Annotated in this window: 28 protein-coding genes; 14 read left to right on the top strand and 14 right to left on the bottom strand. The window is 65.3% G+C overall.

The window, feature by feature from the left end:
• Positions 1-20: 20 nt before the first annotated feature.
• Positions 21-1,637, bottom strand: coding sequence for a cation:proton antiporter family protein (locus tag J0W34_RS21535; RefSeq protein WP_230970155.1), 1,617 nt, complete (start codon positions 1,635-1,637; stop codon positions 21-23).
• A gap of 227 nt (positions 1,638-1,864) precedes the next feature.
• Between J0W34_RS21535 and J0W34_RS21540 the strand changes: the two genes are divergently transcribed.
• The 3 genes from J0W34_RS21540 to J0W34_RS21550 all read left to right on the top strand — a co-directional run bounded on the left by J0W34_RS21540 (position 1,865) and on the right by J0W34_RS21550 (position 4,204).
• Positions 1,865-2,884 carry an META domain-containing protein gene (locus J0W34_RS21540; RefSeq protein ID WP_230970156.1) on the top strand — a complete coding sequence of 340 codons (1,020 nt, stop codon included), beginning with the start codon at positions 1,865-1,867 and terminating at the stop codon, positions 2,882-2,884.
• 1 nt (position 2,885) lies between these two features.
• Positions 2,886-3,104 (top strand): hypothetical protein, encoded by a 219-nt coding sequence (locus J0W34_RS21545; protein ID WP_227817308.1) that lies wholly within the window; start codon positions 2,886-2,888, stop codon positions 3,102-3,104.
• Positions 3,105-3,187: 83 nt separating this feature from the next.
• On the top strand, positions 3,188-4,204 hold the full coding sequence (locus J0W34_RS21550) for an MsnO8 family LLM class oxidoreductase (protein WP_230970157.1): 1,017 nt from the start codon (positions 3,188-3,190) through the stop codon (positions 4,202-4,204).
• On the opposite strand, the gene J0W34_RS21555 is transcribed toward J0W34_RS21550, so the two are convergent.
• The 4 genes from J0W34_RS21555 to J0W34_RS21570 form a co-directional block, all read right to left on the bottom strand.
• The gene (locus J0W34_RS21555; RefSeq protein ID WP_230970158.1) at positions 4,183-4,611 is read right to left on the bottom strand and encodes a response regulator; all 429 of its coding nucleotides are present in this window, start codon (positions 4,609-4,611) and stop codon (positions 4,183-4,185) included. The two genes, J0W34_RS21550 and J0W34_RS21555, sit on opposite strands and share 22 nt — an antisense overlap.
• 109 nt (positions 4,612-4,720) lie before the next feature.
• On the bottom strand, positions 4,721-5,080 hold the full coding sequence (locus J0W34_RS21560) for a hypothetical protein (protein ID WP_227817311.1): 360 nt from the start codon (positions 5,078-5,080) through the stop codon (positions 4,721-4,723).
• Between the two features lie 35 nt (positions 5,081-5,115).
• Positions 5,116-6,102, bottom strand: a complete 987-nt coding sequence (locus J0W34_RS21565; RefSeq protein WP_230970159.1) for a serine/threonine protein kinase — start codon at positions 6,100-6,102, stop codon at positions 5,116-5,118.
• Positions 6,099-6,860: a TerC family protein gene (locus tag J0W34_RS21570; RefSeq protein ID WP_227817313.1), complete on the bottom strand. Its 762-nt coding sequence runs from the start codon at positions 6,858-6,860 to the stop codon at positions 6,099-6,101. Before J0W34_RS21570 ends, J0W34_RS21565 begins: the two co-directional genes overlap by 4 nt.
• A 132-nt stretch (positions 6,861-6,992) precedes the next feature.
• Here J0W34_RS21570 and J0W34_RS21575 point away from each other — a divergent pair, with 132 nt between their 5' ends.
• The 6 genes from J0W34_RS21575 (at position 6,993) to J0W34_RS21600 (ending at position 12,691) form a co-directional block, all read left to right on the top strand.
• A complete protein-coding gene (locus J0W34_RS21575; protein ID WP_230970160.1) occupies positions 6,993-7,784 on the top strand; it encodes an SIR2 family NAD-dependent protein deacylase in 792 nt (263 codons plus the stop codon).
• Between the two features lie 8 nt (positions 7,785-7,792).
• Positions 7,793-8,566 (top strand): 3-hydroxybutyrate dehydrogenase, encoded by a 774-nt coding sequence (locus tag J0W34_RS21580; protein WP_230970161.1) that lies wholly within the window; start codon positions 7,793-7,795, stop codon positions 8,564-8,566.
• Positions 8,567-8,569: 3 nt separating this feature from the next.
• Complete coding sequence (locus J0W34_RS21585) at positions 8,570-9,739, top strand: patatin-like phospholipase family protein (RefSeq protein ID WP_230970162.1); 1,170 nt, start codon at positions 8,570-8,572, stop codon at positions 9,737-9,739.
• A 98-nt stretch (positions 9,740-9,837) separates the two neighbouring features.
• Positions 9,838-11,517, top strand: coding sequence for a nitroreductase family protein (locus tag J0W34_RS21590; protein WP_230970163.1), 1,680 nt, complete (start codon positions 9,838-9,840; stop codon positions 11,515-11,517).
• Positions 11,514-12,344 (top strand): ankyrin repeat domain-containing protein, encoded by an 831-nt coding sequence (locus tag J0W34_RS21595; protein WP_230970164.1) that lies wholly within the window; start codon positions 11,514-11,516, stop codon positions 12,342-12,344. The genes J0W34_RS21590 and J0W34_RS21595 overlap by 4 nt, the downstream gene beginning before the upstream one ends.
• Positions 12,345-12,361: 17 nt before the next feature.
• Positions 12,362-12,691 carry a hypothetical protein gene (locus J0W34_RS21600; RefSeq protein WP_227817319.1) on the top strand — a complete coding sequence of 110 codons (330 nt, stop codon included), beginning with the start codon at positions 12,362-12,364 and terminating at the stop codon, positions 12,689-12,691.
• A gap of 4 nt (positions 12,692-12,695) precedes the next feature.
• On the opposite strand, the gene msrB is transcribed toward J0W34_RS21600, so the two are convergent.
• From msrB to J0W34_RS21615, 3 genes are all read right to left on the bottom strand, one after another.
• Complete coding sequence (gene msrB, locus J0W34_RS21605; RefSeq protein ID WP_230970165.1) at positions 12,696-13,106, bottom strand: peptide-methionine (R)-S-oxide reductase MsrB; 411 nt, start codon at positions 13,104-13,106, stop codon at positions 12,696-12,698.
• A gap of 63 nt (positions 13,107-13,169) precedes the next feature.
• Complete coding sequence (locus J0W34_RS21610; RefSeq protein WP_227817321.1) at positions 13,170-13,877, bottom strand: glutamine amidotransferase; 708 nt, start codon at positions 13,875-13,877, stop codon at positions 13,170-13,172.
• A 146-nt stretch (positions 13,878-14,023) separates the two neighbouring features.
• Positions 14,024-15,283 (bottom strand): TIGR03862 family flavoprotein, encoded by a 1,260-nt coding sequence (locus tag J0W34_RS21615; protein ID WP_230970166.1) that lies wholly within the window; start codon positions 15,281-15,283, stop codon positions 14,024-14,026.
• Between the two features lie 131 nt (positions 15,284-15,414).
• Here J0W34_RS21615 and J0W34_RS21620 point away from each other — a divergent pair, with 131 nt between their 5' ends.
• Together J0W34_RS21620 and J0W34_RS21625 are read left to right on the top strand one after the other, a co-directional pair.
• Positions 15,415-16,284 carry a mechanosensitive ion channel family protein gene (locus tag J0W34_RS21620; protein WP_227817323.1) on the top strand — a complete coding sequence of 290 codons (870 nt, stop codon included), beginning with the start codon at positions 15,415-15,417 and terminating at the stop codon, positions 16,282-16,284.
• 167 nt (positions 16,285-16,451) lie between these two features.
• Entirely contained in the window at positions 16,452-16,946 is a 495-nt protein-coding gene (locus tag J0W34_RS21625; protein WP_230970167.1) for a DUF4405 domain-containing protein, read from the top strand.
• Between the two features lies 1 nt (position 16,947).
• On the opposite strand, the gene J0W34_RS21630 is transcribed toward J0W34_RS21625, so the two are convergent.
• Both J0W34_RS21630 and J0W34_RS21635 read right to left on the bottom strand, forming a co-directional pair.
• Entirely contained in the window at positions 16,948-17,319 is a 372-nt protein-coding gene (locus tag J0W34_RS21630; protein WP_230970168.1) for a VOC family protein, read from the bottom strand.
• The gene (locus J0W34_RS21635; RefSeq protein ID WP_321573670.1) at positions 17,316-17,816 is read right to left on the bottom strand and encodes a YaiI/YqxD family protein; all 501 of its coding nucleotides are present in this window, start codon (positions 17,814-17,816) and stop codon (positions 17,316-17,318) included. Before J0W34_RS21635 ends, J0W34_RS21630 begins: the two co-directional genes overlap by 4 nt.
• Before the next feature lie 206 nt (positions 17,817-18,022).
• On the opposite strand from J0W34_RS21635, the gene J0W34_RS21640 reads away from it, so the two are divergent.
• From J0W34_RS21640 to J0W34_RS22305, 3 genes are all read left to right on the top strand, one after another.
• Complete coding sequence (locus J0W34_RS21640; RefSeq protein WP_227817326.1) at positions 18,023-18,595, top strand: OmpA family protein; 573 nt, start codon at positions 18,023-18,025, stop codon at positions 18,593-18,595.
• 114 nt (positions 18,596-18,709) lie between these two features.
• Positions 18,710-19,228, top strand: a complete 519-nt coding sequence (locus J0W34_RS21645) for a PAS domain-containing protein (protein ID WP_227817327.1) — start codon at positions 18,710-18,712, stop codon at positions 19,226-19,228.
• Positions 19,203-20,489, top strand: a complete 1,287-nt coding sequence (locus J0W34_RS22305) for a methyl-accepting chemotaxis protein (RefSeq protein WP_321573671.1) — start codon at positions 19,203-19,205, stop codon at positions 20,487-20,489. The genes J0W34_RS21645 and J0W34_RS22305 overlap by 26 nt, the downstream gene beginning before the upstream one ends.
• Before the next feature lie 8 nt (positions 20,490-20,497).
• Here the strand turns inward: J0W34_RS22305 and J0W34_RS21655 are convergent, their stop codons facing one another.
• The 4 genes from J0W34_RS21655 to J0W34_RS21670 are packed head-to-tail and all read right to left on the bottom strand — an operon-like array spanning position 20,498 to position 22,895.
• Positions 20,498-21,097, bottom strand: coding sequence for a flavodoxin family protein (locus tag J0W34_RS21655; protein WP_230970169.1), 600 nt, complete (start codon positions 21,095-21,097; stop codon positions 20,498-20,500).
• A 57-nt stretch (positions 21,098-21,154) separates the two neighbouring features.
• The gene (locus J0W34_RS21660; protein ID WP_230970170.1) at positions 21,155-21,493 is read right to left on the bottom strand and encodes a VanZ family protein; all 339 of its coding nucleotides are present in this window, start codon (positions 21,491-21,493) and stop codon (positions 21,155-21,157) included.
• A 2-nt stretch (positions 21,494-21,495) separates the two neighbouring features.
• On the bottom strand, positions 21,496-22,398 hold the full coding sequence (locus J0W34_RS21665) for a recombination-associated protein RdgC (RefSeq protein ID WP_230970171.1): 903 nt from the start codon (positions 22,396-22,398) through the stop codon (positions 21,496-21,498).
• Between the two features lie 23 nt (positions 22,399-22,421).
• The gene (locus J0W34_RS21670; protein ID WP_227817331.1) at positions 22,422-22,895 is read right to left on the bottom strand and encodes an SRPBCC family protein; all 474 of its coding nucleotides are present in this window, start codon (positions 22,893-22,895) and stop codon (positions 22,422-22,424) included.
• Between the last annotated feature and the right edge of the window lie 6 nt (positions 22,896-22,901).

Below are 22,901 nucleotides of genomic sequence, written 5' to 3' on the forward strand. Positions count from 1 at the left end.
AGGGTCGCCCGGCCCCGCGTTCAGGCATGATCGGCGGGGCGCGCAAGACAGCCCTGCAGTTCATTGGCAAAGCCCAGACCGGCCTCGGTGTAGATGTTGAAGGTGTGGTCGACACCCAGGGCCTTGAGCGCCTCTTCCTCATCCCGGTATTTGGTGGTCGCGGCAATACGGCCGGCGTAACCCATGTCCCGCAGACGTCGGGCGGCGTTGAGGTTGGCGGTATGTGCCGGCAGCGCCAGCAGCACCCATTCGAGACCGTCGAGCAGCGCCGGCGCACGGGTCCAGAAATCCGGGTTGGTGGCGTCCCCGTTGACCACCTGACGCCCTTCGCTCGTGTGGCGTGTCACCTTGCCGGCATCGATCTCGACCCCGGCCAGCGCATCCGGGTAGCTGTCCTGAATGGCGTCATAGGCCGCCGTGCCCATGCGCCCCATGCCGAACACCACCACCTTGACGTGGGCCAGATCGAGATTCTCCTCGCCCGGCAGGCGCTCGGCATGCTCGAAGCGCTTGAGCAGGGGGCGCCAGCGCAGGTAGAGCGCGTCGCGGACGCTCATGAGCGGCGCGCAGAGCATGAAGGAGAGGGACACCACCACCGCAAACACCGCCAGCCAGGCGTCCGGCAAGGCACCCGAGGTGGCGGCCATGGCGCCGATGATCAGCCCGAACTCGCTGTAGTTGGCGAGGTTGAGCGACGTGCGCCACGACGTGCTGGCCCTGAGCCTGAAGCGGCTGAACAGACCGAAATACAGGGCGACCTTGACCGGCAGCACCAGAATGAACAGCAGCGCCACCAGGACCTCGCTCCAGCTGGGCAGCGCGGTCATGCCCACACTCAGGAAGAAGCCGACCAGAAACAGCTCCTTGAAGCCGAGCAAGGCCTTGGCCAGCTCGTTGGCCTTGGGGTGATTGGCCAGCAGCATGCCGAACACCAGCGCCCCCACGTCTTCCTTGATGCCCACCAGCTCGAACACCGCCGCCCCGACCAGGGCCAGGGTAAAGCCGAACAGGATCAGCAGTTCGCCGTGGCCGACGCGTTCGAGCACCCGGAACAGCAGGTGGCGGGCCGGGATCAGCGCCAGGAGCGCGATGGTCCAGACCGACGGCAGCTTGCCCAGGGAGATGGCCATGAACACGACGGCGGCGATGTCCTGGATGACCAGCACCCCGATGGCCACGCGACCGTGCATGGCATTGGTCGCCCCGAGTTCGTCCAGGACCTTGACCGCGAACACCGTGCTCGAAAACGACAGGGCAAAGCCGATCAGCAAGGCCGTGGGCAGATCGAGCCCGGCCAGCAGCGGCAGCCCGGTGGCCGCCAGCAGGCCAGCCACTGCCGCGATCAGGAGCGTCGTCAGCCCCATGTGGGCGATACCCACGCCCCAGACCACCGGCTCGGCCAGCGACCGGAGCCGCAGTTTCAACCCGATGGAAAAGAGCAGCAAGGTAATGCCCAGATCCGCCACCGCGCTGAGGAACTCGCCGCCCCGCGCACCGAACAGGTTGAGCACGAAACCGGCCCCCAGAAAGCCCACCAGCGGCGGCATGCCGACTGCCTTGACCCCCAGACCGCAGGCAAAGGCAATCGCGATCCAGAGCGGGTCACTGTAGTGGATGGAAAGCAGCTGCGGGTCCATGAACTCGGTTCGGCGTGGTGAAACGTCTCGCCAGTGTTCGGGAACTCGCGGGCCGGGTCAATCGGACGGGCGGTCACACCCGCCCACGCATCGTGACACTCGCACGGTGGACAGATGGGCCGGGCATCGCGCAGCATGGTCGTACCCGTGCAGAATGCGGCTTCGTCCTTGCGCCCCGACCGCCCTGACTGCACAGCTTCAACGAACCCGTACGGAGTCGACACCGCATGCCCATCTTGACCGTCCTGATCCTCTCCGTCATGGCACTGGGAAGTGGCACTGCCGCCGCCGAGGCACCGCCCGGGCCGCCAGTGACTTCGCCCCTGGCGGACACGCGCTGGTTCCTCGTCGATTTCCAGTCCATGGACGATACCCAGGGCCGCAGCGAGAACCCGCAACCGCTGGCCTACACCATGGCCCTTGGCGCCGATGGCCGCGCCACCCTCAAGCTCGACTGCAACCGCGCCCGCGGGCCATGGGCCTCACAACCGGCGGGCGACGGTGCCACCGGCAACTTCACCCTCGGCCCGCTCGGCGTCACCCGGGCCCTGTGCCCCGATGACACCCTGGGGCCGAAACTGGCCCGGGACGCCCAGTCCATCCGGGGCTACCGGCTCAAGGACGACCGCCTGCACCTCTCGCTCATGGCCGATGGCGGCATCTACACCTGGGCGCCGCTTCAGTATCCGAGTTTCGACTGCGAGCGTGCCGACAGCGCCGCGACCGAACTCATCTGCACCGACGCCACACTGGCCGCACTGGATCGAGAACTGGCGCGCCTCTACGCGCGGGCACTCAAGACACCGGCCATGCCGCAGCCGGCGCGCAAAACCCTGATCGCGACCCAGCGCGGCTGGATCAAGGGCCGGGACGACTGCTGGAAGGCCGACGACCTGCGCCAGTGCGTGCTCGCCAGCATGCTCATGCGCATTCACGAACTGCGCCCCCTCGGCGTCCCGGAGCGTGCGGGCACGGACGACATCAGCACCGCCCCCTTTCTCCTCGACTGCAACGACGCGCAGATCAACGCCTCGGTCATCTTCGTGACCGCATCGCAGCCGTATGCCTACCTGCAATGGAACACGGAAGGTATTGCAATGACAGCGACGCCGGTGGCATCGGGCAGCCGATACGCGGGCCGCTTTCTGGACACGCCGGTCTCGCTCTGGACCAAGGGACGCGAGGCGGTGGTAGAACATGGCAACACCCCGGCGCGAACATGCCGGCTCAATTCACAGGAGCACTGACATGCAACGGCACCTCTTCTGGCTGATCGCGATCAGCAGCATGACCCTCACCGCCTGCGGCGTCGGCGAATCCGGCACGGCGGCCGCCACGGCCGCCGCGGCCAAGGCCCGTGAGGCCGAACAGGCCCAGCGCCAGATGCAAGACATCAAGTCCCAGCTTCACTCGGCCGAAGCACTGCAGCGGGACCGCGACAAGGCCCTGGAGGCCGCCGGCCGCTGAGCAGGGCCACCATCCTTGGGCGCTGACCCGGTGTTGTGCTAAATTCTCGAGATTTTAAGCGTTCACGCTTCGAGGACACGCCCATGGCAGCGCAGATCAGACTCACCGTGCTCGACCAGAGCCCCATCCATCCGGTCGAGACCGCGCCGGGCTGCGCCAACGCCGGCCAGATGTCCATCGCGCTGGCCAAAGCCTGCGACCCGCTCGGCTATCACCGCTACTGGGTGGCCGAGCACCACAACAGCCCGCAGTTCGCCGGCCCGAGCCCCGAAATTCTCGTCGCCAGCATTGCCAGCGCCACCACGCGCATGCGGGTGGGCAGCGGCGGCGTGATGCTGAGCCATTACAGCCCCTACAAGGTAGCCGAGGTGTTCAATATGCTCGCCGCCCTGTTTCCGGACCGCATCGATCTGGGCATCGGCCGCGCCCCCGGCGGCGACATGCTGGCCTCCTCCGCCATGGCCTGGCCGGGCCCGCCGCTCGACCCCGGCCACTACCCGGCCCAGGCGGCCACGCTCAAGGGCCTGCTCGAAGGCAATCTGCCCGCCGATCACCCCTGGTCAGCCCTGCACATCAGCCCCACCATCGATACGCCGCCGCAACTGTGGATGCTTGGCTCCGGTGGCGGAAGCGCCGCGCTGGCGGGCCAGCTGGGCATGAACCTGGCCCTGGCCCGCTTCATTTCCCCCGACCACTGCCATCCCGGGATCTTCGAGGCGCATGACCGGGGCTGGCAGGACGCCGGCCACACCGGCAAGCCGAAGCGCATGCTCGCCATCGCCGGGTTCTGCGCGGACACCCTCGAAGAGGCCAGACTCCTGGCCGGCACCGCCGTCTACCGCAAGATGATGATGCAGGCCGGCGGCCAGGATGGGCTGCTCTCACCCGAGGCGGTGCAGGACCAGCGCAAGCGCTTCTCGCCCTCCGAGGAGGCCACCTACCGCCATATCGAGTCGGGCTACACCATCGGCGCGCCGGCGCAGTGCCGCGATGAAATCGAGACACTGGCCACGGCCTTCGGCACCGACGAGATCGCCGTGGTCACGGTCACCCACGACTTTGGCGCGCGGGTGAAGAGTTACGAGCTGCTGGCCGCGTGAGGCAGGGCCCAGCCGTCCCAGCGCGGCACCGCCCGCCGGACATGGCCCAGTCCTGAGAAGGCGCGATACAGGTCAGCCAGCCGAAACGGCTTGGGTACGACGGCATTGATGCCCACCCGGGCCAGTTCGCGCATCACGCGTTGCTCGGGCGACAGAGGGATGACCACCACCGGCGTACGGATGCCGTACTCGCGCAGGGCGCGTACGAACTGACCGCCGTGCATGAGCGGCATCTGCGCGTCGGTCACGATCACATCGAAGAAATTGCCTGGCTGACAGCAGATCGCCAGTGCGATCTGGCCGTTGCCGGTATGAATCACGTCAAAGCCGAAATCACGGCCCACATCGGCAACGATCTTGCGCACCGCAGACACATCGTCTACCACCAACATCCGTTTGGGTCTCATGCTGCTTTGTCTTGCTGTTGTTCTTGTTGCAGCAGTTATCGACGTTTGCGGCCCGGATCTTGATGTTATTTGTCATATTTTTCAATGACATATCATTTACTGGTTTAGTCTATCCATCATGCATTGGCGCTGGCGATACGCCCGTTCGAGGCACCTTCGTCCAGGCAGTCGCGACCCCGTTATGCGCGATGAACACCATTGCCTCGAACGGCGGCGCAGAAATTCGTACTTCACCACTGAGCACTCTGGCTTCGACACGCTCGACCGCGCTTCTGCGATCCATCAGCTCAGGGGGCACGTCCTCGAATTGCACGTACACCAAGTCAGAACTGATGACGGAATCGATTAAGGCCAACACGACGTCCGATTTGAGGCACCGGCCATCATGCACGTTGATCCACTCGTGGTCTTCCGAATACACGGCGTAGCCCATCTCGAACATGATGTCTTGAACTGAGTCGTCGTTCATGGGTCTGGGTCCGATACTCAAACGGGCACGATGCGTCACACCAGCGGCGGTTCATCCATCAGCGCGATCTGCTCGCGCAGGTTGAGGATGTGATCCTGCCAGTAGCGCGGGCTGTCGAACCAGCTGAAGGCATGGGGAAAGGCCGGGTCTTCCCAGCGCTGGGCGATCCAGGCGGCGTAGTGGATGAGGCGCAGGGTGCGCAGGGCTTCGGCCAGGTGTTTTTCGGCCGGGTTGAAGTCGCGGAACTGGCGGTAGCCTTCCATCACCACCTCGAACTGACGGCGTTGGAGATCGCCCTCGCCGGTGAGCAGCATCCACAGATCCTGCATGGCCGGGGCCATTCGGGCGTCGTCGAAGTCCACGAAGTGCGGGCCTTCGGGCGTCCACAACACGTTGCCACCGTGGCAGTCGCCATGCACCCGCAGCATCTCCACCGGGCCGGCCCGGTCGTAACAGCGGGCCACGCCCTCCAGCGCCTGATCGACCACACTCTTCCAGCTCGTCTCAAGCTCCATGGGGATGAAGGGCGTCTTCAGCAGCAGATCCCGCGCCTGCGAGCCGTAAGTCACCGGGTCGATACTCGGGCGTGACTCGAAGGGCTTGAGCGCGCCCACAGCGTGGATACGGGCCATGAAGCGGCCCATCCAGCGCAGCACTTCTTCGTCCTCCAGTTCCGGCGCGCGACCGCCCCGACGCGGAAACACGGCAATCCGGAAACCGCCGGCTTCGTTCAGGGTCTTGCCCTGCAGGCGCATGGGGGTAACGACCGGAATTTCGCGTTCTTCCAGTTCGAGCAGGAAGGCGTGCTCTTCCTCGATGGCCGCGTCGGTCCAGCGGCCCGGCCGGTAGAACTTGGCAATCACCGGCGGGCCGTCCTCCACACCCACCTGATAGACCCGGTTCTCGTAGCTGTTGAGGGCCATCACGCCGCCGTCGCAGGGCAGGCCGATGGCCTCAAGGGCGTCGAGCAGCGCGTCCGGCGTGAGGCTGGCGAAGGGGGTGGTATTCACTGCTTGGGTCATGCACTGTCCTTGTCGGTGGCGTAGGGCGCGTGGAGATCGACCGGGGTGCCGCGCTTGCGCAGACGGATGTTGAGCATCTCGACCACAAACGAGAAGGCCATGGCGAAATAGATGTAGCCCTTGGGCACATGATGACCGAAACCGTCGGCAATCAACACCACACCCACCACCAGCAGGAAGGACAGGGCGAGCATCTTGACCGTGGGGTGCCCGGAAACGAACTCGCCGATGGGCCCGGCGAAGAACATCATCAGGCCCACCGAGGCGACCACGGCCGCAACCATGACCCCCAGGTGATTGACCATGCCGATGGCGGTGATGATCGAATCGAGCGAAAACACCAGATCGATGATGATGATCTGCGTAATGACCGCAGCAAATCCGCTGGCGACCGCAGAAGAAGCCTCGCCCGCCTCCCCTTCGAGCAGTTGATGGACTTCCTTCGTGCTCTTCCACACCAGGAACAGCCCGCCGCCGGCGAGGATGAGGTCGCGACCCGACATGCCATGCTCGATCAAGGGCACGGTAAACAGCGGCGCCGTCATGCCCGCCAGCCAGGAGAGCACCGCCAGCAGGCCGATACGCATGAACATGGCCAGAAACAGGCCCAGCCGGCGGGCGAACTGGCGACGCTCGCGCGGGAGCTTGTCCACCAGGATCGAGATGAAGATGATGTTGTCGATGCCCAACACCAGTTCGAGCGCGGTGAGGGTGAAGAAGGCGACAAGCAGCTGTGGATCGGTGAGGAATTCGACCATGACGCGGCCCCGGAACGGAAAAACCGCCCGGATGGGCGGTGATGCGATGCATCATAGCAAGGCACCAAGCTTTGCGGTGGGCGCTGTGCATGGTCGAATGTGCTCACGCGCCAGCCTTTTGGAAACCTTGCGATGAGCCTCGATCTGATCTTGCCCGACAGCCTCGTGAAGGCATTCAAAACCGCCCGCCATGTGACGGTATTCACCGGCGCCGGTGTGTCGGCCGAAAGTGGCGTACCCACCTTCCGCGACGCTCACACCGGCCTGTGGGCACGCTTCGAGCCCACGGCGCTGGCCACTTCCGAGGCCTTCGAGGCCGATCCGGCGCTGGTGTGGGGGTGGTACGAATGGCGTCGCTCACGGGTGATGCGCGCCGCGCCCAATCCGGCCCACGAGGCCATTGTCCGCCTCGCCCGCCATGTGCCGGCGATCAGCGTGGTGACCCAGAACGTGGATGACCTGCATGAGCGTGCCGGCAGCCGCAGCGTGGCGCACCTGCACGGACGCCTGATGCAGCCGCGCTGCTTCGCCTGTGGCACCCCCTGGCGCTATCCGGATGGAATGCCGAATGAACCCGAGGACGGCCGCCGTGTCACACCGCCTGAATGCCCCGAATGCGCCGGCCCCATCAGGCCCGGTGTTGTCTGGTTTGGCGAACCCCTTCCCGCGGACGAATGGCAGCGGGCGCTCGGGGCCGCCGCGGGCTGCGATCTGTTCATCACCGTCGGCACCTCGGCCATGGTGTATCCGGCGGCGGAGCTGCCACGGATCGCGGCTGGACAGGGTGCCCGTGTCCTGCAGATCAATCCCCAGGCCACCGCACTCGATTCCCTTGCCGACTGGAACCTGGTCGGGGCAGCCGGCGTTGTCCTGCCGGCCCTGATCGGGGCCGTGTTCGACGACGCCTCCCCGACAACAGGCTAGGAGGTCATATGCAACTCACGGACAAGGTCAGCATCATCACCGGCGCAGCCAGTGGCATCGGATTCGGCATCGCCAAGCGCTTCGTCGCCGCCGGCGGAAAGGTCGCCATCGCCGACATCAACATGGACGCGGCCCGGAAGGCCGCCGCCGAGTTCGGCGAAGACCGGGCCATGGCCGTGGAGATGGACGTGACCAGCGAAGCGGCGGTCAACGCCGGGGTCAAGACCGTGGCCGACCGGTGGGGCAGGATCGACGTGCTGGTCTCCAACGCTGGCGTGCAGATCGTGCATCCGGTGGAGCAGTTCCCCTTCGATGCCTGGAAGAAGATGCTCGCCATCCACCTGGACGGCGCCTTCCTGACCTCCAGGGCCGTGCTGCCCTACATGTACGAACAGGGCAGCGGCTCGATCATCTTCCAGGGCTCGGTGCATTCCAAACTCGCCTCGGCCCTGAAAGCGCCCTATGTGACCGCCAAGCACGGCCTGCTGGGTCTGGCCCGGGTGATTGCCAAGGAAGGCGGCGAGAAGGGCGTGCGCGCCAATGTGATCTGCCCCGGTTTCGTGCGCACCCCGCTGGTGGACAAGCAGATCCCCGAGCAGGCCGAAAACCTCGGCATCTCCGAGGAAGAGGTGGTGAACGACATCATGCTGGGCGGCACCGTCACCAAGGAATTCACCACCATCGAGGACGTGGCCGAGATCGCCTTGCTGTTCGCTGCCTTCCCGAGCGCGGCACTCACCGGCCAGTCCTTGCTGGTGAGCCACGGCTGGTGCATGGAGTAAGGCATGGACGCCCGGGTCAAACCGCGGCGCCTCGAGCACGAGTTCGACCGGGTCGCCCTCGCCCTGCAAGGTGGCGGTGCGCTCGGGGCCTATCAGGCCGGCGCCTACGCAGCCCTGTTCGAGCAAGGTGTGCTGCCCGACTGGGTGGTCGGCGTCTCCATCGGCGCCATCAACGCCGCGCTCATTGCAGGCAATCCACCCGAACGGCGCATCCAGGCCATCGACGCGTTCTGGCATCGCATCACCCGCTTCATGCCGGGTCAGTTCGCCTTGCCCGACCTGCCCGTGTCGCCCGCCGTCACCAACTGGATCACCGCCAGCCGCAATCTCATGTTCGGCCAGCCCGCGTTCTTCAAACCCCGTGTGCCGCCGCCGCTGTTCTGGCCGCAGGACACGGAACAGGCGCTGAGCTATTACGACATCACTCCCCTGCGTGACACGCTGCTCGAGTTCGTGGACTTCGACCGCCTCAACGACGGTCCGGTGCGGGTCTCGGTGGGGGCGGTGGACATCTACAACGGCAACACCCACTACTTCGACACTCGGGAGCGCCGTCTCGGGCCCGAGCACATCATGGCCTCGGGCGCGCTGCCACCGGGTTTTCCGCCGGTGGAGGTGGAGGGACGCTGGTACTGGGACGGTGGTCTGGCGTCGAACACCCCGCTCGATTACATCATGCACGACACTCCCCGACCGGACACCCTGGTGTTCCAGATCGACCTGTGGCCGGCCAAGGGCGAGTTTCCGCGCAACATCATCGACGTGGGCGAGCGCGCCAAGGAGATCCAGTATTCCAGCCGCACCCGCCTGAACAGCACCCAGGCCGTTCGCGAGATGCAGCTCAAGCGCCGGGTGCGCAAGCTGCTCGACCGCCTGCGCCATGAGGACGAAGAAGCCGATGCCCTCATGCGAGAGCTCGAGGCCGACTGCGCCGGCGGCGTGGCAACCATCGTCCATCTCATCTACCAGGCCCGGCCGTATGAACACGACAGCAAGGACTACAACTTCGGTCGGCGCATGATGGAAGAGCACTGGCACAGTGGCGAGGCCGATGTGGCGCGGGTGTTCCGCCTGCCGGACCTGCTCGAGAAGCCGACGGTGGAGGTGGGTATCCGGGTGGTGGCAAGCGACAAGGTCGAGGGCCTGGGGACGCGGGTGAAGACCGACCGCTGATTGTCGGTTTCGTGACAATCAGGGAATCATGATGCATTGCACAAGTCGTTGATTCGGCTCGATTCTCAAACTGGTATCGCTTTTGCTGCGAACAGGGCATGGACACGAAGACCGTACGCCCTCCTGCCGACGACCGAAGCTCGCACAGCGGTGCCGTGAGTTCCTATCATGCGCGCACCGCGCACCGCTTCGAGGCCTTTGCCCAGGGGCCCGAATCGCTCGACTGGGATGCCCAGCCGGCCCCTTTCCGCCACTACGTCGGATGCAACACCGTCGACCTGCCCCGCCTCGACACCTTCGACAGCACACACCTGCGCCGCGGTTTCGGCGCCATCCAGTCGGCCGCCACCGTCCAGCCGCTGGATCTGGCGCACCTGGGCGCCCTGCTGCAGCTGTCGCTCGGCCTGACTGCCTGGAAATCGTTCGGCCCTGACCGATGGGCGCTACGCGCCAATCCGTCCAGTGGCAACCTGCACCCGGTCGAAGCCTGGGTGATCGCCCGCGGCGTGCCGGATCTGGTCGACGGTGTCCACCACTACCGCCCCGAACGCCATGCCCTGAGCCTGCGCGCCGCGGATGCGCCGGGTGTCGAGGCCACCCCGTCGCTGTCGATCGCGATCTCCAGCGTCATGTGGCGCGAGGCGTGGAAGTATGGCGAGCGCGCCTTTCGCTACTGCCAGCTCGACGTCGGCCACGCCCTCGGGTCGCTCCGCTATGCCGCCGCCGTGCTGGGCTGGACGCTCGCCGAGCAACGGCAGGTGGGGCATGACACACTGGCGCACCGGCTGGGTCTGGATCGCGAGGCCGACTACCCGGCCCGGCGGCAGCCCACGGCCGAGCGGGAGGAGCCGGAAGTGCTCCTGAGTGTCGGCCTCGGTGCCGACGCGCCCCGGCTCGACCCGGTCGCCGTGGCCGCCCGTGCCGATGAAGCCACCTGGTTCGGCACGGCCAGCACCATCGATCCGCACCCCATGTATCGCTGGCCGGTCATCGATGATGTCGCCACGCGGACCCGCCGGCGCGACGGCACACCTGCCCCCGACCGCAGCGAGCAGACCGCCATCCGTCCGAACGTCACGCCGCCCGACCAGGGCCCTGCCGTGACCGATCTCATCCTGCAGCGACGCAGCGCACAGCGCTTCGATCATGTGCATGTGATGTCGCGACGCGAACTGCGTACGGTGCTCGAGGTGCTCGACGCCCGTCTGCCGGTACCCTTCGACGTACTGCCCGAGCAGGCGCGGGTGGATCTGGTGATGATGATCCACCGGGTGGCCGATCTGCCCAGCGGGCTGTATCTGGTCGAGCGTCACAACGACACCGACACGCCATCGCGGCTGGCCGACACCTTTGCCGAGTTCTCCGACCTGGCCCCCATCCCCGACCTGCCGCTGCGCGAGTTGCGGGCCATTTCACCCCAGGTGCTCAAGCGCGTGAGCCGCACCCTGCATTGCCAGCAGGACATCGCCGCCACCGCCTGTCTGGCGCTGGGCATGGTGGTGCCGCTCGAATCCGCCCTGAAGCTCGACCCGGCCAGCTACCGTGACCTGCACCGGGCGGCCGGGCTCATCGGTCAGACCCTGTATCTGGTGGCCGAATCGCTGGGCCTGCGCGGCACCGGGATCGGCTGCTTCTTCGATGGCCCGGTGCGCGAGAGTCTCGCGCTGCAGGACCAGGGGCTGACCACCCTCTATCACTTCACCCTGGGCAAGGCGCTGGACGATCCACGCATCGAGACCACGCCGGCCTATACCACCCAAAAGGAGCCAACCGCATGATTGCCATGCCCCTGGCCACCCATCCGGTTCGCGAACGCCGTATCAGCCCTCACGACGCTGCCGACATGATCATGCGCTTCCGTGAGGGGGCACTGCCTGAACTGGCGATTTTCGACGTGCGCGACGCCATGAGCTTCAAGACGGTGCACGTGCCCGGCGCCCAGCACCTGACCGACAGCAGCTTTCCGACCCTCACCCGCGGTTTGACAAAACACACGCCGATTCTGGTCTATTGCTATCACGGCAATGCCAGCCAGGTGTGGGCGCAGACCTTCGTGGATTTCCGCTTCGTGGAGGCCTGGAGTGTCGATGGCGGCTTCGAGGAACTGTCGGCTCACCTGGGCTCCCGCCAGGCGGGCCGGGTCGATCCGCCACGGGCCACGAACGCCAGCGCGGCGCTGGTCAGTTTCATTTCGGCGCATGGCTTCAATCCCGACGATCTGGACGCCCCGCGCGACCATGGCCTGACCCCGCTGATGCGGGCCAGCCTGTTGGGCAACGTGCCGCTGGCCGATGAACTGATCCGCCTGGGTGTGGATCTGGACAAGCGCAACATGGACGGCAATACCGCCGTGTGGATGGCCTGTGTGTCAGGCAAGGCCGAACTGCTGCGCCGGCTGGCCGGTGCCGGCATCGATCTGGACAACCGTAACGACATGGGCGCCACCAGCCTCATGTTCTGTGCCTCGGCCGGCAAGACCGATCTGGTCGCACTGCTGCTTGAACTTGGGGCCGACCCGATGATCACCAATTTCGACGACTTGCGTGCCGGCGATCTGGCCGCCTCACGCGAGTGTCTGAGTCTGCTTCGTCATACCGTCAAATAACCCTTCAGAGGTGCATCATGACAACGACCCCAACCCCGCCGAAATACCGCAGCCTGACGGCGCTCATTCATTGTCTGCATGACGCGCTGGCGCACCGGCAGGTGCGCATCAGCGACGACTGGCGTGACGATGAGCAGGGCCTCGGGCTGGAGCTGCCCGAAGAGCCGGGCCTGGCGGCTTTCGTCCACACCTACGGGCAGACGCTGGGGCGCTACGCCATCGAGCTGAAGTTTCCCGAGGCGGGTCTGGCCGAACTGATGGGCGTGCCCCTGGCTCAGGAGGATCTCGACCTCGCCCATGTGATCTCGATCATCGGCACGCACTTCGACCTGCGCGTGCCCGCCTGAACCATTAGGGCTCGCGAACCGGGGGCAGGGCTTCGCCGTCGGGCACGAAGCGCAGGGCCACACCGTTGTTGCAGTAGCGCAGGCCGGTGGGTGCCGGTCCGTCGCGGAACACATGCCCCTGGTGCCCGCCGCATCGGGCGCAGTGGTATTCGGTGCGCGGCAGGATCAGCTTGAAGTCGGTCCTGGTGTCCACTGCACCCTCGATGGCCTGCCAGAAGCTCGGCCAGCCGGTGCCCGAGTTGAACTTGGTCTGCTGGGTGAAGAGTGGACTGTGGCAGGCGGCACACACGAAGGTGCCGGGGCGCTTTTCATCATTGAGTGGGCTGGTGCCGGCGCATTCGGTCGCTTCCTTGAAGAGGACCCGGAAGGTCTCCTCCGGAAGCACGCGGGCCCAAGCCTCTTTGCGGTGCTTCATGATGTCTCCGTTGGCTGCGGGCCACAGCCTACGCCGCTTCGGCCAGCGGAGGCAAACCGGCGATCAGCGCGTGCGACGGGGCGCCATGGCGTCGAGCCAGTCGGTGATCATGGCGCGTGCCACCGGCACCAGACGCGGGCCGTGCAGCGCGGTGGCCGAGCGCAGAGCCGGGATGTTGATGCCCGCTTCATGCAGTTCGAAGGCGTGGCCGATCAGCCACTGTTCGATGCGCGCCGGATCGACTTCCAGATGAAACTGCAAGGCCAGACCGAAACGCCCGACACTGAAGGCCTGGTGCGGCGTGTCGGTCGAGGCGGCCAGCAAGCGGGCGCCGGCCGGCAGGTCGAAGGTGTCGGCATGCCAGTGCAGGACCGGCAGGTCCCCCACGGCCGCGATCGGGGACGCACAGCCATGTTCGGTCAGTTGCAGCGGGCTCCAGCCCAGTTCGCGATGGGTAGCCGGATAGACGCGTGCCCCCATGGCCGAGGCCATGAGTTGCGCCCCCAGACCGATCCCCAGGGTTGGCCGATGGGCCACCAGCCGCTGGGAAACGATGCGGATCTCTTCGCCCAGATAGGGATAGCGCTCGGTGTCATACACCGAAATCGGGCCGCTGCACACCACCAGCAGGTCGGCGGCACGCAAGCGCTCGGGCCGGGCATTGACCCCCGCGTCGAGCACTTCGATCCGGTAGCCGCGTTCTTTCAGTGGCACCGCCAACAAGCCAAGATCTTCGAAGGCGGCATGGCGCAGGACGACGGCAACGGACATGGGAATACATTCCTGGGTGATGGGCGGGACAGAAGCGGCGCGCACCGGTCGGGCGACCCGTGGAGCGCCGGGCAATGCGGGTGAGTCAGCTTCCGTTATAGCTGAACGACACCCCGGGGGCATCCTTGAGATGACATTTCGGCCGCTTACCCGCCTTGAAAGCGGTCGTGCCCCCAGGCGATCACCCCTTGCGCCGCCACCCGGCCGCTTGCCAGGCAGGCGGTGAGCAGATAACCGCCCGTGGGGGCATCCCAGTCGAGCATTTCGCCGGCCACGAAAACCCCGGGACGCGACTTGATCATGAGTGCGGTATCCACCCCGTCCAGTGCAACCCCGCCGGCGGTGCTGATCGCCTCGTCGATGGGGCGCGGTGAAAGAAAGTGCAGCGGCAGCGCCTTGAGCGTGCGGGCAACCCGCGCGGGGTCGTCCCAGTGTTCGCGGGCGAGTGCGTCACGCAGCAGATCGGCCTTCAGGCCCTTGAGCCCGATGGTGCGCTGCCAGTGGCCACTCACGCTTCGCTTGCCCCGCGGGGCCGACAGTCGCGCACCGAGCTGCACTTCAGTCACATCGGGCATCAGATCCATCACCACCCGGCCGTCACCGGCATTGATCGATGCACGCAGCGACGCAGACAAGGCATACACCAGCGGCCCCTGCAGACCGTGACGGGTAACCAGGCATTCGCCCCGGCGTGTCCTTGAGTGTCCGTCCGGCGCGGTCACGGTCAGGGCCACGGCCTTGAGCGGCTCGCCGGCGTGGCGCTCGCGCGTCGAGGCGCTGATGTCCACATGAAAACCGCAGTTGGCCGGCTGCAACGGGGTGACCGGCACCCCGGCGGCATCGAGCACCGGCAGCCATCGACCATCGGATCCAAGACGCGACCAGCTCCCACCACCCAGGGCCAGCACCGTGGCCGCCGCCAGGACGTGCCGCTCACCGTCCGGGGTCTCGAAGCGCAGTGCACCGTTGTCGGTCCAGCCCAGCCAGCGATGGCGCACGTGAACGCGCACCCCCAGCTCACCGAGGCGGCGCAGCCAGGCGCGGAGCATGGGGGCGGCCTTCATCTGCACCGGAAAGACCTTGCCCGAGCTGCCGGTGAAGGTCTTGATACCGAGCCCTTCGAGCCATCGACACACGGCGGGCCCGTCCATCACGTCCAGCCAGTGGCCGATCCGCCCGTCCTGCGCATGGTATTGGGCATCGAATTCGGGCCGCGGCATCCGGTGGGTGATGTTGAGCCCACCGCGACCGGCCATGAGCAACTTGCGTCCGACCGTGGGCATGCGTTCATAGACATCGACCGACAGGCCCGAGGCCGCCAGTGTCTCCGCGGCCATCAGCCCGGCCGGTCCGCCGCCGATCACGGCGATGGTCGTTTGCTCGGTGCCGGTGCCCTGTCGATCCATGGTCGGAACCCATTGCCCAAAGCGCGGATCATACCCCCCGCGCGCACAAAGTTTAGAATCGTGCTGCATAGCAGCAGAGCCTGCCCATGACGCCGGCCTGCTGATCCGCTCAACCTCAACACGGAGATTTCATGGACAACGTCCTCAATACCGCAGGAGACTGGGCCATCAACGTCCTGTTCGCCCTGGCCATCTTTTTCATCGGTCGCCAGGTCGCCAAACTGATCATCAAGGTTTGCCGCCGCGTCCTGTCGCGCTCGCGCATGGACGAAATGCTGGTCAACTTCGTCCTGTCGATTCTCAGCGGTGTTCTGCTGCTGATCGTGATTGTCGCGGCCCTCGACCGACTGGGTGTGGACACCACCTCCCTGGTCGCTCTCATCGGTGCCGCCGGCCTGGCCATCGGCCTGTCGCTGCAGGATTCGCTCAAGAATTTCGCCGCCGGCGTGATGCTGATCGTCTTCCGGCCGTTCAAGGCCGGCGATTTCGTCGAGGCCGCAGGCACGTCGGGCGTGGTCGAAACCATCAGCATCTTCAGTTCCACCTTCCGCACCCCGGACAACCGCTCGATCATCATCCCCAACGGCGCGATCTATTCCGATGTGATCACCAACTACTCGGCCCGTGACACCCGCCGGATCGATCTGGTGATCGGCATCAGCTACGACGACGACATCCGCAAGGCCAAGGAAGTGGCCGAGGCGGTGATCAAGGGCGACGAGCGCGTGCTCGAAGACCCGGCCCCGTTCATCGGCGTGGCCGATCTGGGCGCCAGCAGCGTGGATCTGCACATCCGCCCGTGGGTGAAGTCCTCCGACTACTTCGCCACCATGTGCGACCTGAAGGAGAAGATCAAGGTCGCGTACGACGACAACGGCATCTCCATTCCCTACCCGCAGACCGATCTGCATGTGCATCAGGTCTCGGACAAGACCGGCGACGCCAAGCCGTTCGTGGTCGCCAGGAAGGCCGAAGACCGGGAAGAGGGCGGCGACGACTGATCCCCCTCAAGGCAACGAAAAGGCCACCTGCGGGTGGCCTTTTTCATGTCCGTCCGTTGGCAAAGGTTAGCCCGGGTAAGAACAGGTAAAAACGCTCGCGAGCCCGATTTGACCGGGCTTAAGCTCTGGTCATCACCGATTTGTCATCCCGATTCACGGCCACCACAATGAAACTCGATCGCGAATGGATTACCCCCGTCACTGCCGGCGCCTTCGTGCTGCTGGGCGTCACCGGCGTCCTCATGTTCTTTCATCTCGACACCGGTCTGAACAAGCTCGCCCACGAATGGCTCGGGTGGGTGCTGCTGGCCGCCGTTGCGCTGCATCTGACACTCAATTTCAAGGGGCTCAAGCGGCAGCTGTCCCAGCCCCGCGGCCAGATCCTGGCAGGGCTGTTTGTCCTCGTGCTGGGGTTGAGCTTTCTCCCCCTCGGCGGTAACGCCCCGGGCGGAAAGGCAGCCTTCATGGCCACCGCCGGTGCCCTGGCGGACGCCCCCATCGGCGTGCTGGCGCAGGTGGCCAGAGTGGACGAAGCAACCCTGAGCAAGCGCTTTGACGCGGCCGGTCACCCCCTGGGCGATGCAACCACGGTGCACGAACTGATCGGCGCCGACCCCGGCACCCAGGCCGCCTTGCTGGCGCAGGTGCTGCGTCAGCGGTAACTCAGTCGCCCGGACGCGGCTGGACGATCTGCCACAGGACACCGGCCGGATCGGTGAGGGTGAACATGCCCTCACCGTCCTGCCATATCACCCGCCCGAGCTTCACGTCGTACACGTCGTTGAGTCGCTGATCGTGTGCATGACGCCACCAGCGCTCCACGTCGTCGACCTCCAGTCGCATGACGGTGTTCTCGGCCACCACTGCCATGTAGTCGTGATGGAGGATGAAGGCCACGTCACCACAGGCGTATTCGGCCTTCTCCGGCGTCGACCAGCGGCAGGCAAAGCCCAGGTCGAGGTAGAAACGCCCGGAGCGACCCATGTGGATGGCGGGCAGCCAGGGCTTGAGGGTGAGGGCCCCGGGCACACTCACGGCGTGCGCCCGGTGTTTGCCGGGGGTTTCGGCCGCCGGGCCAGGCATTGATCGAGTTGACGCGCGAACTCGGCCACATCCGCCTTGGACAGGGGCGGGGGGCCGCCGCTGACCTGACCGGTGTCACGCATCTGCATCATGAAATCACGCATGGCCAGCGCTTCGCGCACATTCTCGCGGGTGTAGCGCTGCCCGCGCGAATCGAGCGCAATGCCGCCGCGCTCGACCACGTCCGCCGCCAGCGGAATGTCCGAGGTGATGACCAGGTCCCCTTCGCTCACACGCTCGGCGATGTAATTGTCGGCGACGTCGAAGCCGGAGGGCACCTGCACTGAGCTCACCCATTTCGAGGGCGGCATGCGGATGTACTGGTTGGCCACCAGGGTCGCGTGCACCTGTACGCGCTCCGCGGCACGGAAGATGATGGTCCGTATGGTGACCGGACAGGCGTCGGCATCGATCCAGATCTGCATGCCCTGAATATAGGGGTTTTTCACCGATCCGTGCGAACGATGCCGCAATCTCTTTTTGCAGCATCCCGGCGGCGCGTGTGCTATTTCTCTGGGTGACGGGAAAAATTCGGCGGAATCAATTGCGCTTCACCGTGTCACACACCCGTAGCAAGATGTTCGAGCCCCAGCGTGCTGCACCGGTTTGGCCTCTGGCGGCGTAAATAACAGACAGACACCCAGGAGGTCTCTTCATGAAGAAACGTATTCTCGCCATCGCCTTTGCTTCGACCCTGGTTGCAGCCGGCTGCCAGACGACCGAAACCCAGAACAAGACCATTGGCGCAGTAGGCGGCGCAGTGCTTGGCGGCGTCATCGGTAATCAGGTCGGCGGTACCCGCAGTACCGTGGTCGGTGCCGCGCTGGGGGGTGCCTTCGGCTATCTGGTCGGCTCCAAGGTGGGCGTGACCGAGCAGCCCGACGGCTCGGTGAAACTCGATATTCCGGGTGCCGTGCTGTTCCAGACCAACAGCGCCCAGCTGAACCCGAACTTCCAGAGCACCCTGAACCAGATCGCGGGCACGCTGCAGGAGCACCCCAACGCCACCGTAAATGTGGTCGGTCACACCGACAGCACCGGCTCCGACAGCTACAACATGAAGCTCTCGCAGGATCGTGCCCTGTCGGTCACCAACTACCTGGCCATGCAGGGCGTGGCCCCGGCGCGCATGACCGCCACCGGCCAGGGCGAGACCATGCCGGTGGCCGACAACGGAACGGCTGAAGGCCGTGCTCAGAACCGTCGCGTGGAGATGTACGTGCGCTGAAGTTGCCATCGCGTCGCGAACATCCGGGAACAGGCCCTGAACGGGCCTGTTTTTTTATGCTCAAGCTTTCGCATGACCCGTCGTTGTCAGAGTGGACAACTCGGGGAGAACTCCATGAAAAGAGCCATCACACCGACCCAGGTCGAGCGGGTGATGCGCGATGACGACTTCATCGTCTCAAAGACCAGCCCCAAGGGCATCATTACCTACGGAAATCCGATCTTCGTCGAATTTTCGGGCTACACGGAAGAAGAACTGCTCGGTTCCCAGCACAACATCATCCGTCATCCCGACATGCCCCGTTCCGCCTTCAAGCTGGCCTGGGACACCATCGCTGCAGGCAAGGAGTTCTTTGCCTACGTCAAGAACATGTCCAAGGACGGCGGCTACTACTGGGTCTTTGCCCACATCACGCCCGACTTTGACGCCAACGGTCAGATCCTGGGCTACACCTCGGTGCGCCGCTGCCCCAAGCGGCCGGCGATCGAGATCATCTCATCCGTCTATGCCTCCATGCTGGCCGCCGAAAAGGCCGCCGGGGCCCGCGACGCCATCGCTGCCGGCACCGATGTACTGCTGTCGGTCCTCAACGACAAGGGAATGAGCTATGAAGAACTCATCTTCGCCCTTTGACCGCCGGTGGGCGGTGCTCGCCCTGATCGCTGCAGGCGCCGGGGCGAGCTTCTGGGCGGCCTGGGCAGGCGCGCTCGTGCTGGGTCTGGCCGCCGCATTGCTGATGTGGCCGAGCGGTCGTTCGAATCAGGAGCTGGACCAACTCGATGCCCTGCTCCATGAGGTCGGCCGCGGGCATCTGACCGATCGTCTGCCGCACGAGTTCTCCGACGCCACGCTCGAATCCATGCGCATCAACCTCAACTCGGCGCTCGACCAGACCGAAACCGCGTTTCGCGAGATGCTCGGCGGCATGGAAGGCACGGCCAAGAGTCGTCCGTGGCGCCGGCTGCAGACCTCGGGCCTGCACGGCATCTTTGCCCGCGTGCTCGACCAGATGCAGCACATGCTCGACGAGTTGCACACCGCCCAGGTGGCGGTGGCGCGCGAAGCCCTGCTGTCGCGTATCTTCATGCGCTCGGAACGAGGCCTGTCGATGGCCATTCATCACGTCAGTTCTTCACTCGACAGCGTCTGCCAGCAAGCCACGGATTCCGGGCAGCTAGCCAACACCTTTTCGAGCTCGGCCATGAGCATGTCCCAGGCCGCCGAACGCATGTCGGCCGCGCTCGGTCAGGCGGAAACCTCGGCCAATCAGAGCAGCGGTGCCATGGCCGACCTGGCCACCAAGGCAGACGCCATCCGCAACCTCACCGGCACCATCGACAACATTGCCAAGCAAACCAACCTGCTGGCCCTCAATGCCTCCATCGAGGCGGCACGGGCTGGTGAAGCCGGGCGGGGTTTCGCGGTGGTGGCGGACGAAGTGCGCCAGCTGGCCGATGAATCACAACGTTCGGCCGAGGAGATCGCCAGTGCCATCACCGCCATGGCCCAGTCGATGAAGTCGGCGATCGAACAGACCTCGGTGCTCACCAGTTCGGTGTCGGAAGCCCGCCAGACCGCCAACGAGTTTGGTCAGGACCTGGCAGAAGCGGCTTCCTCGGCCCGTCAGGTGGGCGACATGGCCACCGATATCGTCACGGGTGCCCACACCATGGAAACGTCCATGAACGTCGTGGCGACGGCTCAGAAGGCGCGCTCGGACGCCAACCTGATCATCAATGGCGACCCGGTGGACGTGAGCACGCTCAGCGAGATGGAGCAGGAAGCCGCCCGTATTGCCGCCAACCGCCGCTGGATCAACGATGACGGCGACCGCAAGCATCTGGTGGATATCTACGAACACCTGTTCGCCAACCTGGAAGAACAGATGCGCTGAGCGACGCCTCAGGTGGCCATGGCCTTGATGAGCCGCTGGCCGAGACGGGCCACCCGGTGCCGGGTTGGCCCATCCAGCGCGGTGCCGGGCGGTGCCAGCACCTGACCGCTGATCAGCCGGCCCACCGGTGTGGCGCCCACGGTGCGGGCAGCGAGCTTCAGTTCGCCCATCGCATGAAACACCCACCGGCCGATCCACGCCGGCGCACTGCACGAGGTGATGAGGAGCGCCGGTTTCGGCACCACGCCCTGCTTGCGCAGCTTCGGCATCCGTGCACCCCAGGGCCAGATGCCATAGACCGTGAGACGTTCCAGATAGCGCTTGAAGAGTGCGGTCGCGGTACCGAAATTGGTGGGGGCCGCAAAGATGAAACCATCGGCGCGCTCCATGCGCTCAACCAGCCCATTCATGTCATCGTCGATCACACAGGGGGGCGGGTTGATGCCCGGCACCTGGGTGCATTCGCGACAGTTGTGACAGAACTCGATGCTCGTCTCACGCAGCATCACGGTCTCCACACGCAGGCCGGCGCCGGTCAGCAACCGCGACAACTCGGCGATCACCCGGTCGGTGTGGCCATCGGGGCGATAGGCGCCATTGATAATCATCACGGTCTTCATATCGGGCGGCAATCCCAAATAGGATAATGTCACCTTCAACTTAGATCAGATTGTGCGCTGCATCCAAACCCGAATTGTTACCGCAGCCAACGCCACACCGATAGCGTCGGCGAGAAAGTCGGCCGGGTCGGCCATGCGGTAGGAAGTCATGCCCTGGGCCAGTTCGATGAGCCCGCCATACGCGAGCAGGCCGGTCATGGTGACCACCGGCCGCCCCAGGCGGGAGGCCAGCCCCAGCAGGCCCAGACCGAAGAAGGCCAGGACGTGCTCGACCTTGTCCTGCCAGCTGAACACCATCAAGCCCTCGGGCACCGGCATCAGCGACAGGACGAAGATCACCACCAAGGCGGTGACAAAGGCGAGGCGAAAGAGCCTCGTGGTCATGTTCAGTCGGCCCTGGTCTCGCCGCCGAGGGCTTCAAGCACCGCCGGAATCAGCCGCTTGAGCTCACCGGCCATGAGGGCGAAGTGGGCGTCGAACAGCTCCTGCGCCGACTCGCCGCTGCCGTCGGCTTCTTCCTTGACCACATCCAGGAACTGCAGACGTTTGATTTCAGCCTTTTCGGTCAGCAGGAACGAGATGCGATCATCGAAGGTCAGCGCCAGCTTGGTGGGCAACTTGCCTTCGGTCAGGTGGGTTTTGATTTCGTCCCCATCGAGGGAATGGCGCACATAGCGCACGGCCGCCTTTTCTTCGGTCACGGACTTGAGTTCGCAGTCCATGTCGATGGTGAAACCGGCCGGCGCATCGCCGCCCGCGAGCCAGTCGCTCATGGCGCTGACCGGGCTGTTCTCGGTACGCACCAGGGTGAGCGGGAAGGCGTCGAGCGTCTGGCGCAAGGCTTCGAGCACGTCTTCGGCGCGGGTCACGCTGGGCACGTCCACCGCGAACCAGCCGTCCTTCGGATCGATCCACGCAAAGACCTTGCGCTTGCGGGTGAAGGCGCGCGGCATCAGCTCACGGGTGACCTCTTCCTTGAGGTCCTTCATCTGCTTGCGGCCGGGCTTGAAGCCCTGGGTCAGTTCCAGCGCGGCAGCGCGCTCTTCGGTCTCCTGCTTGACCACCGAGGAGGGCAGCAGGCGGTGCTCGCTGCACAGGCAGATCAACCACTGGCCGGCCACGCTATGCACCAGTGCGCCGTCGGCCATCGGCGGCACCCAGCCGCGGGACTCCGGATCCTGACTGCCACAGGGCACGAAACGGCGCTTGGTCAGCTGGTCTTCAAGGTCTTCAATCTTCATCTGCCACGGCGCGGGCAGGCGGTACAGCTGCAGGTTACGAAACCACATGTGTGCTCTGTCTTGTCTGTTGCTTAGTCGGTCTGGGTGGACTCGGCGATCATGCGGATCACGCGCACCGTGTCCACGTCCGACTGGTGATAGGCCGAGCGGATGAATTCAGCGTACTTCGCGTCTTCCCCCACGGTCTCGGACAGGCCGGTGCGGTAGGCAAAGCGCAGGAAGATCGCGTGGGTCTCCGGCTCGGGGTGTTCGATGGTGATGGTCAGCAAGCCGGCCGGATGCTCCTCGTTGGCATGGGATTCGAAGCTGATCCATTGCAGGGGCTCCCAGCGCACCGTGTCATGGATGACGACCTGCCCGAAGTCGAGCTTGCGGGTGAGAGCGGTTTCCTCGCGGCTGAGGATCTCGCACGCCTCCAGGCCCGGCAGGAAAGGACGCGGGTCTTCTGCGCGACACAACAGACCGAACCAGACCTCATCGCGGGTCAGGTTCGGCACCATCGGGTCGGCCAGGTCGTTGATCTCGATCAGGTGTTCAAAATGCATCGGCTT

It is taken from the genome of Nitrogeniibacter aestuarii (genome assembly GCF_017309585.1).
Taxonomy (GTDB): domain Bacteria; phylum Pseudomonadota; class Gammaproteobacteria; order Burkholderiales; family Rhodocyclaceae; genus Nitrogeniibacter; species Nitrogeniibacter aestuarii.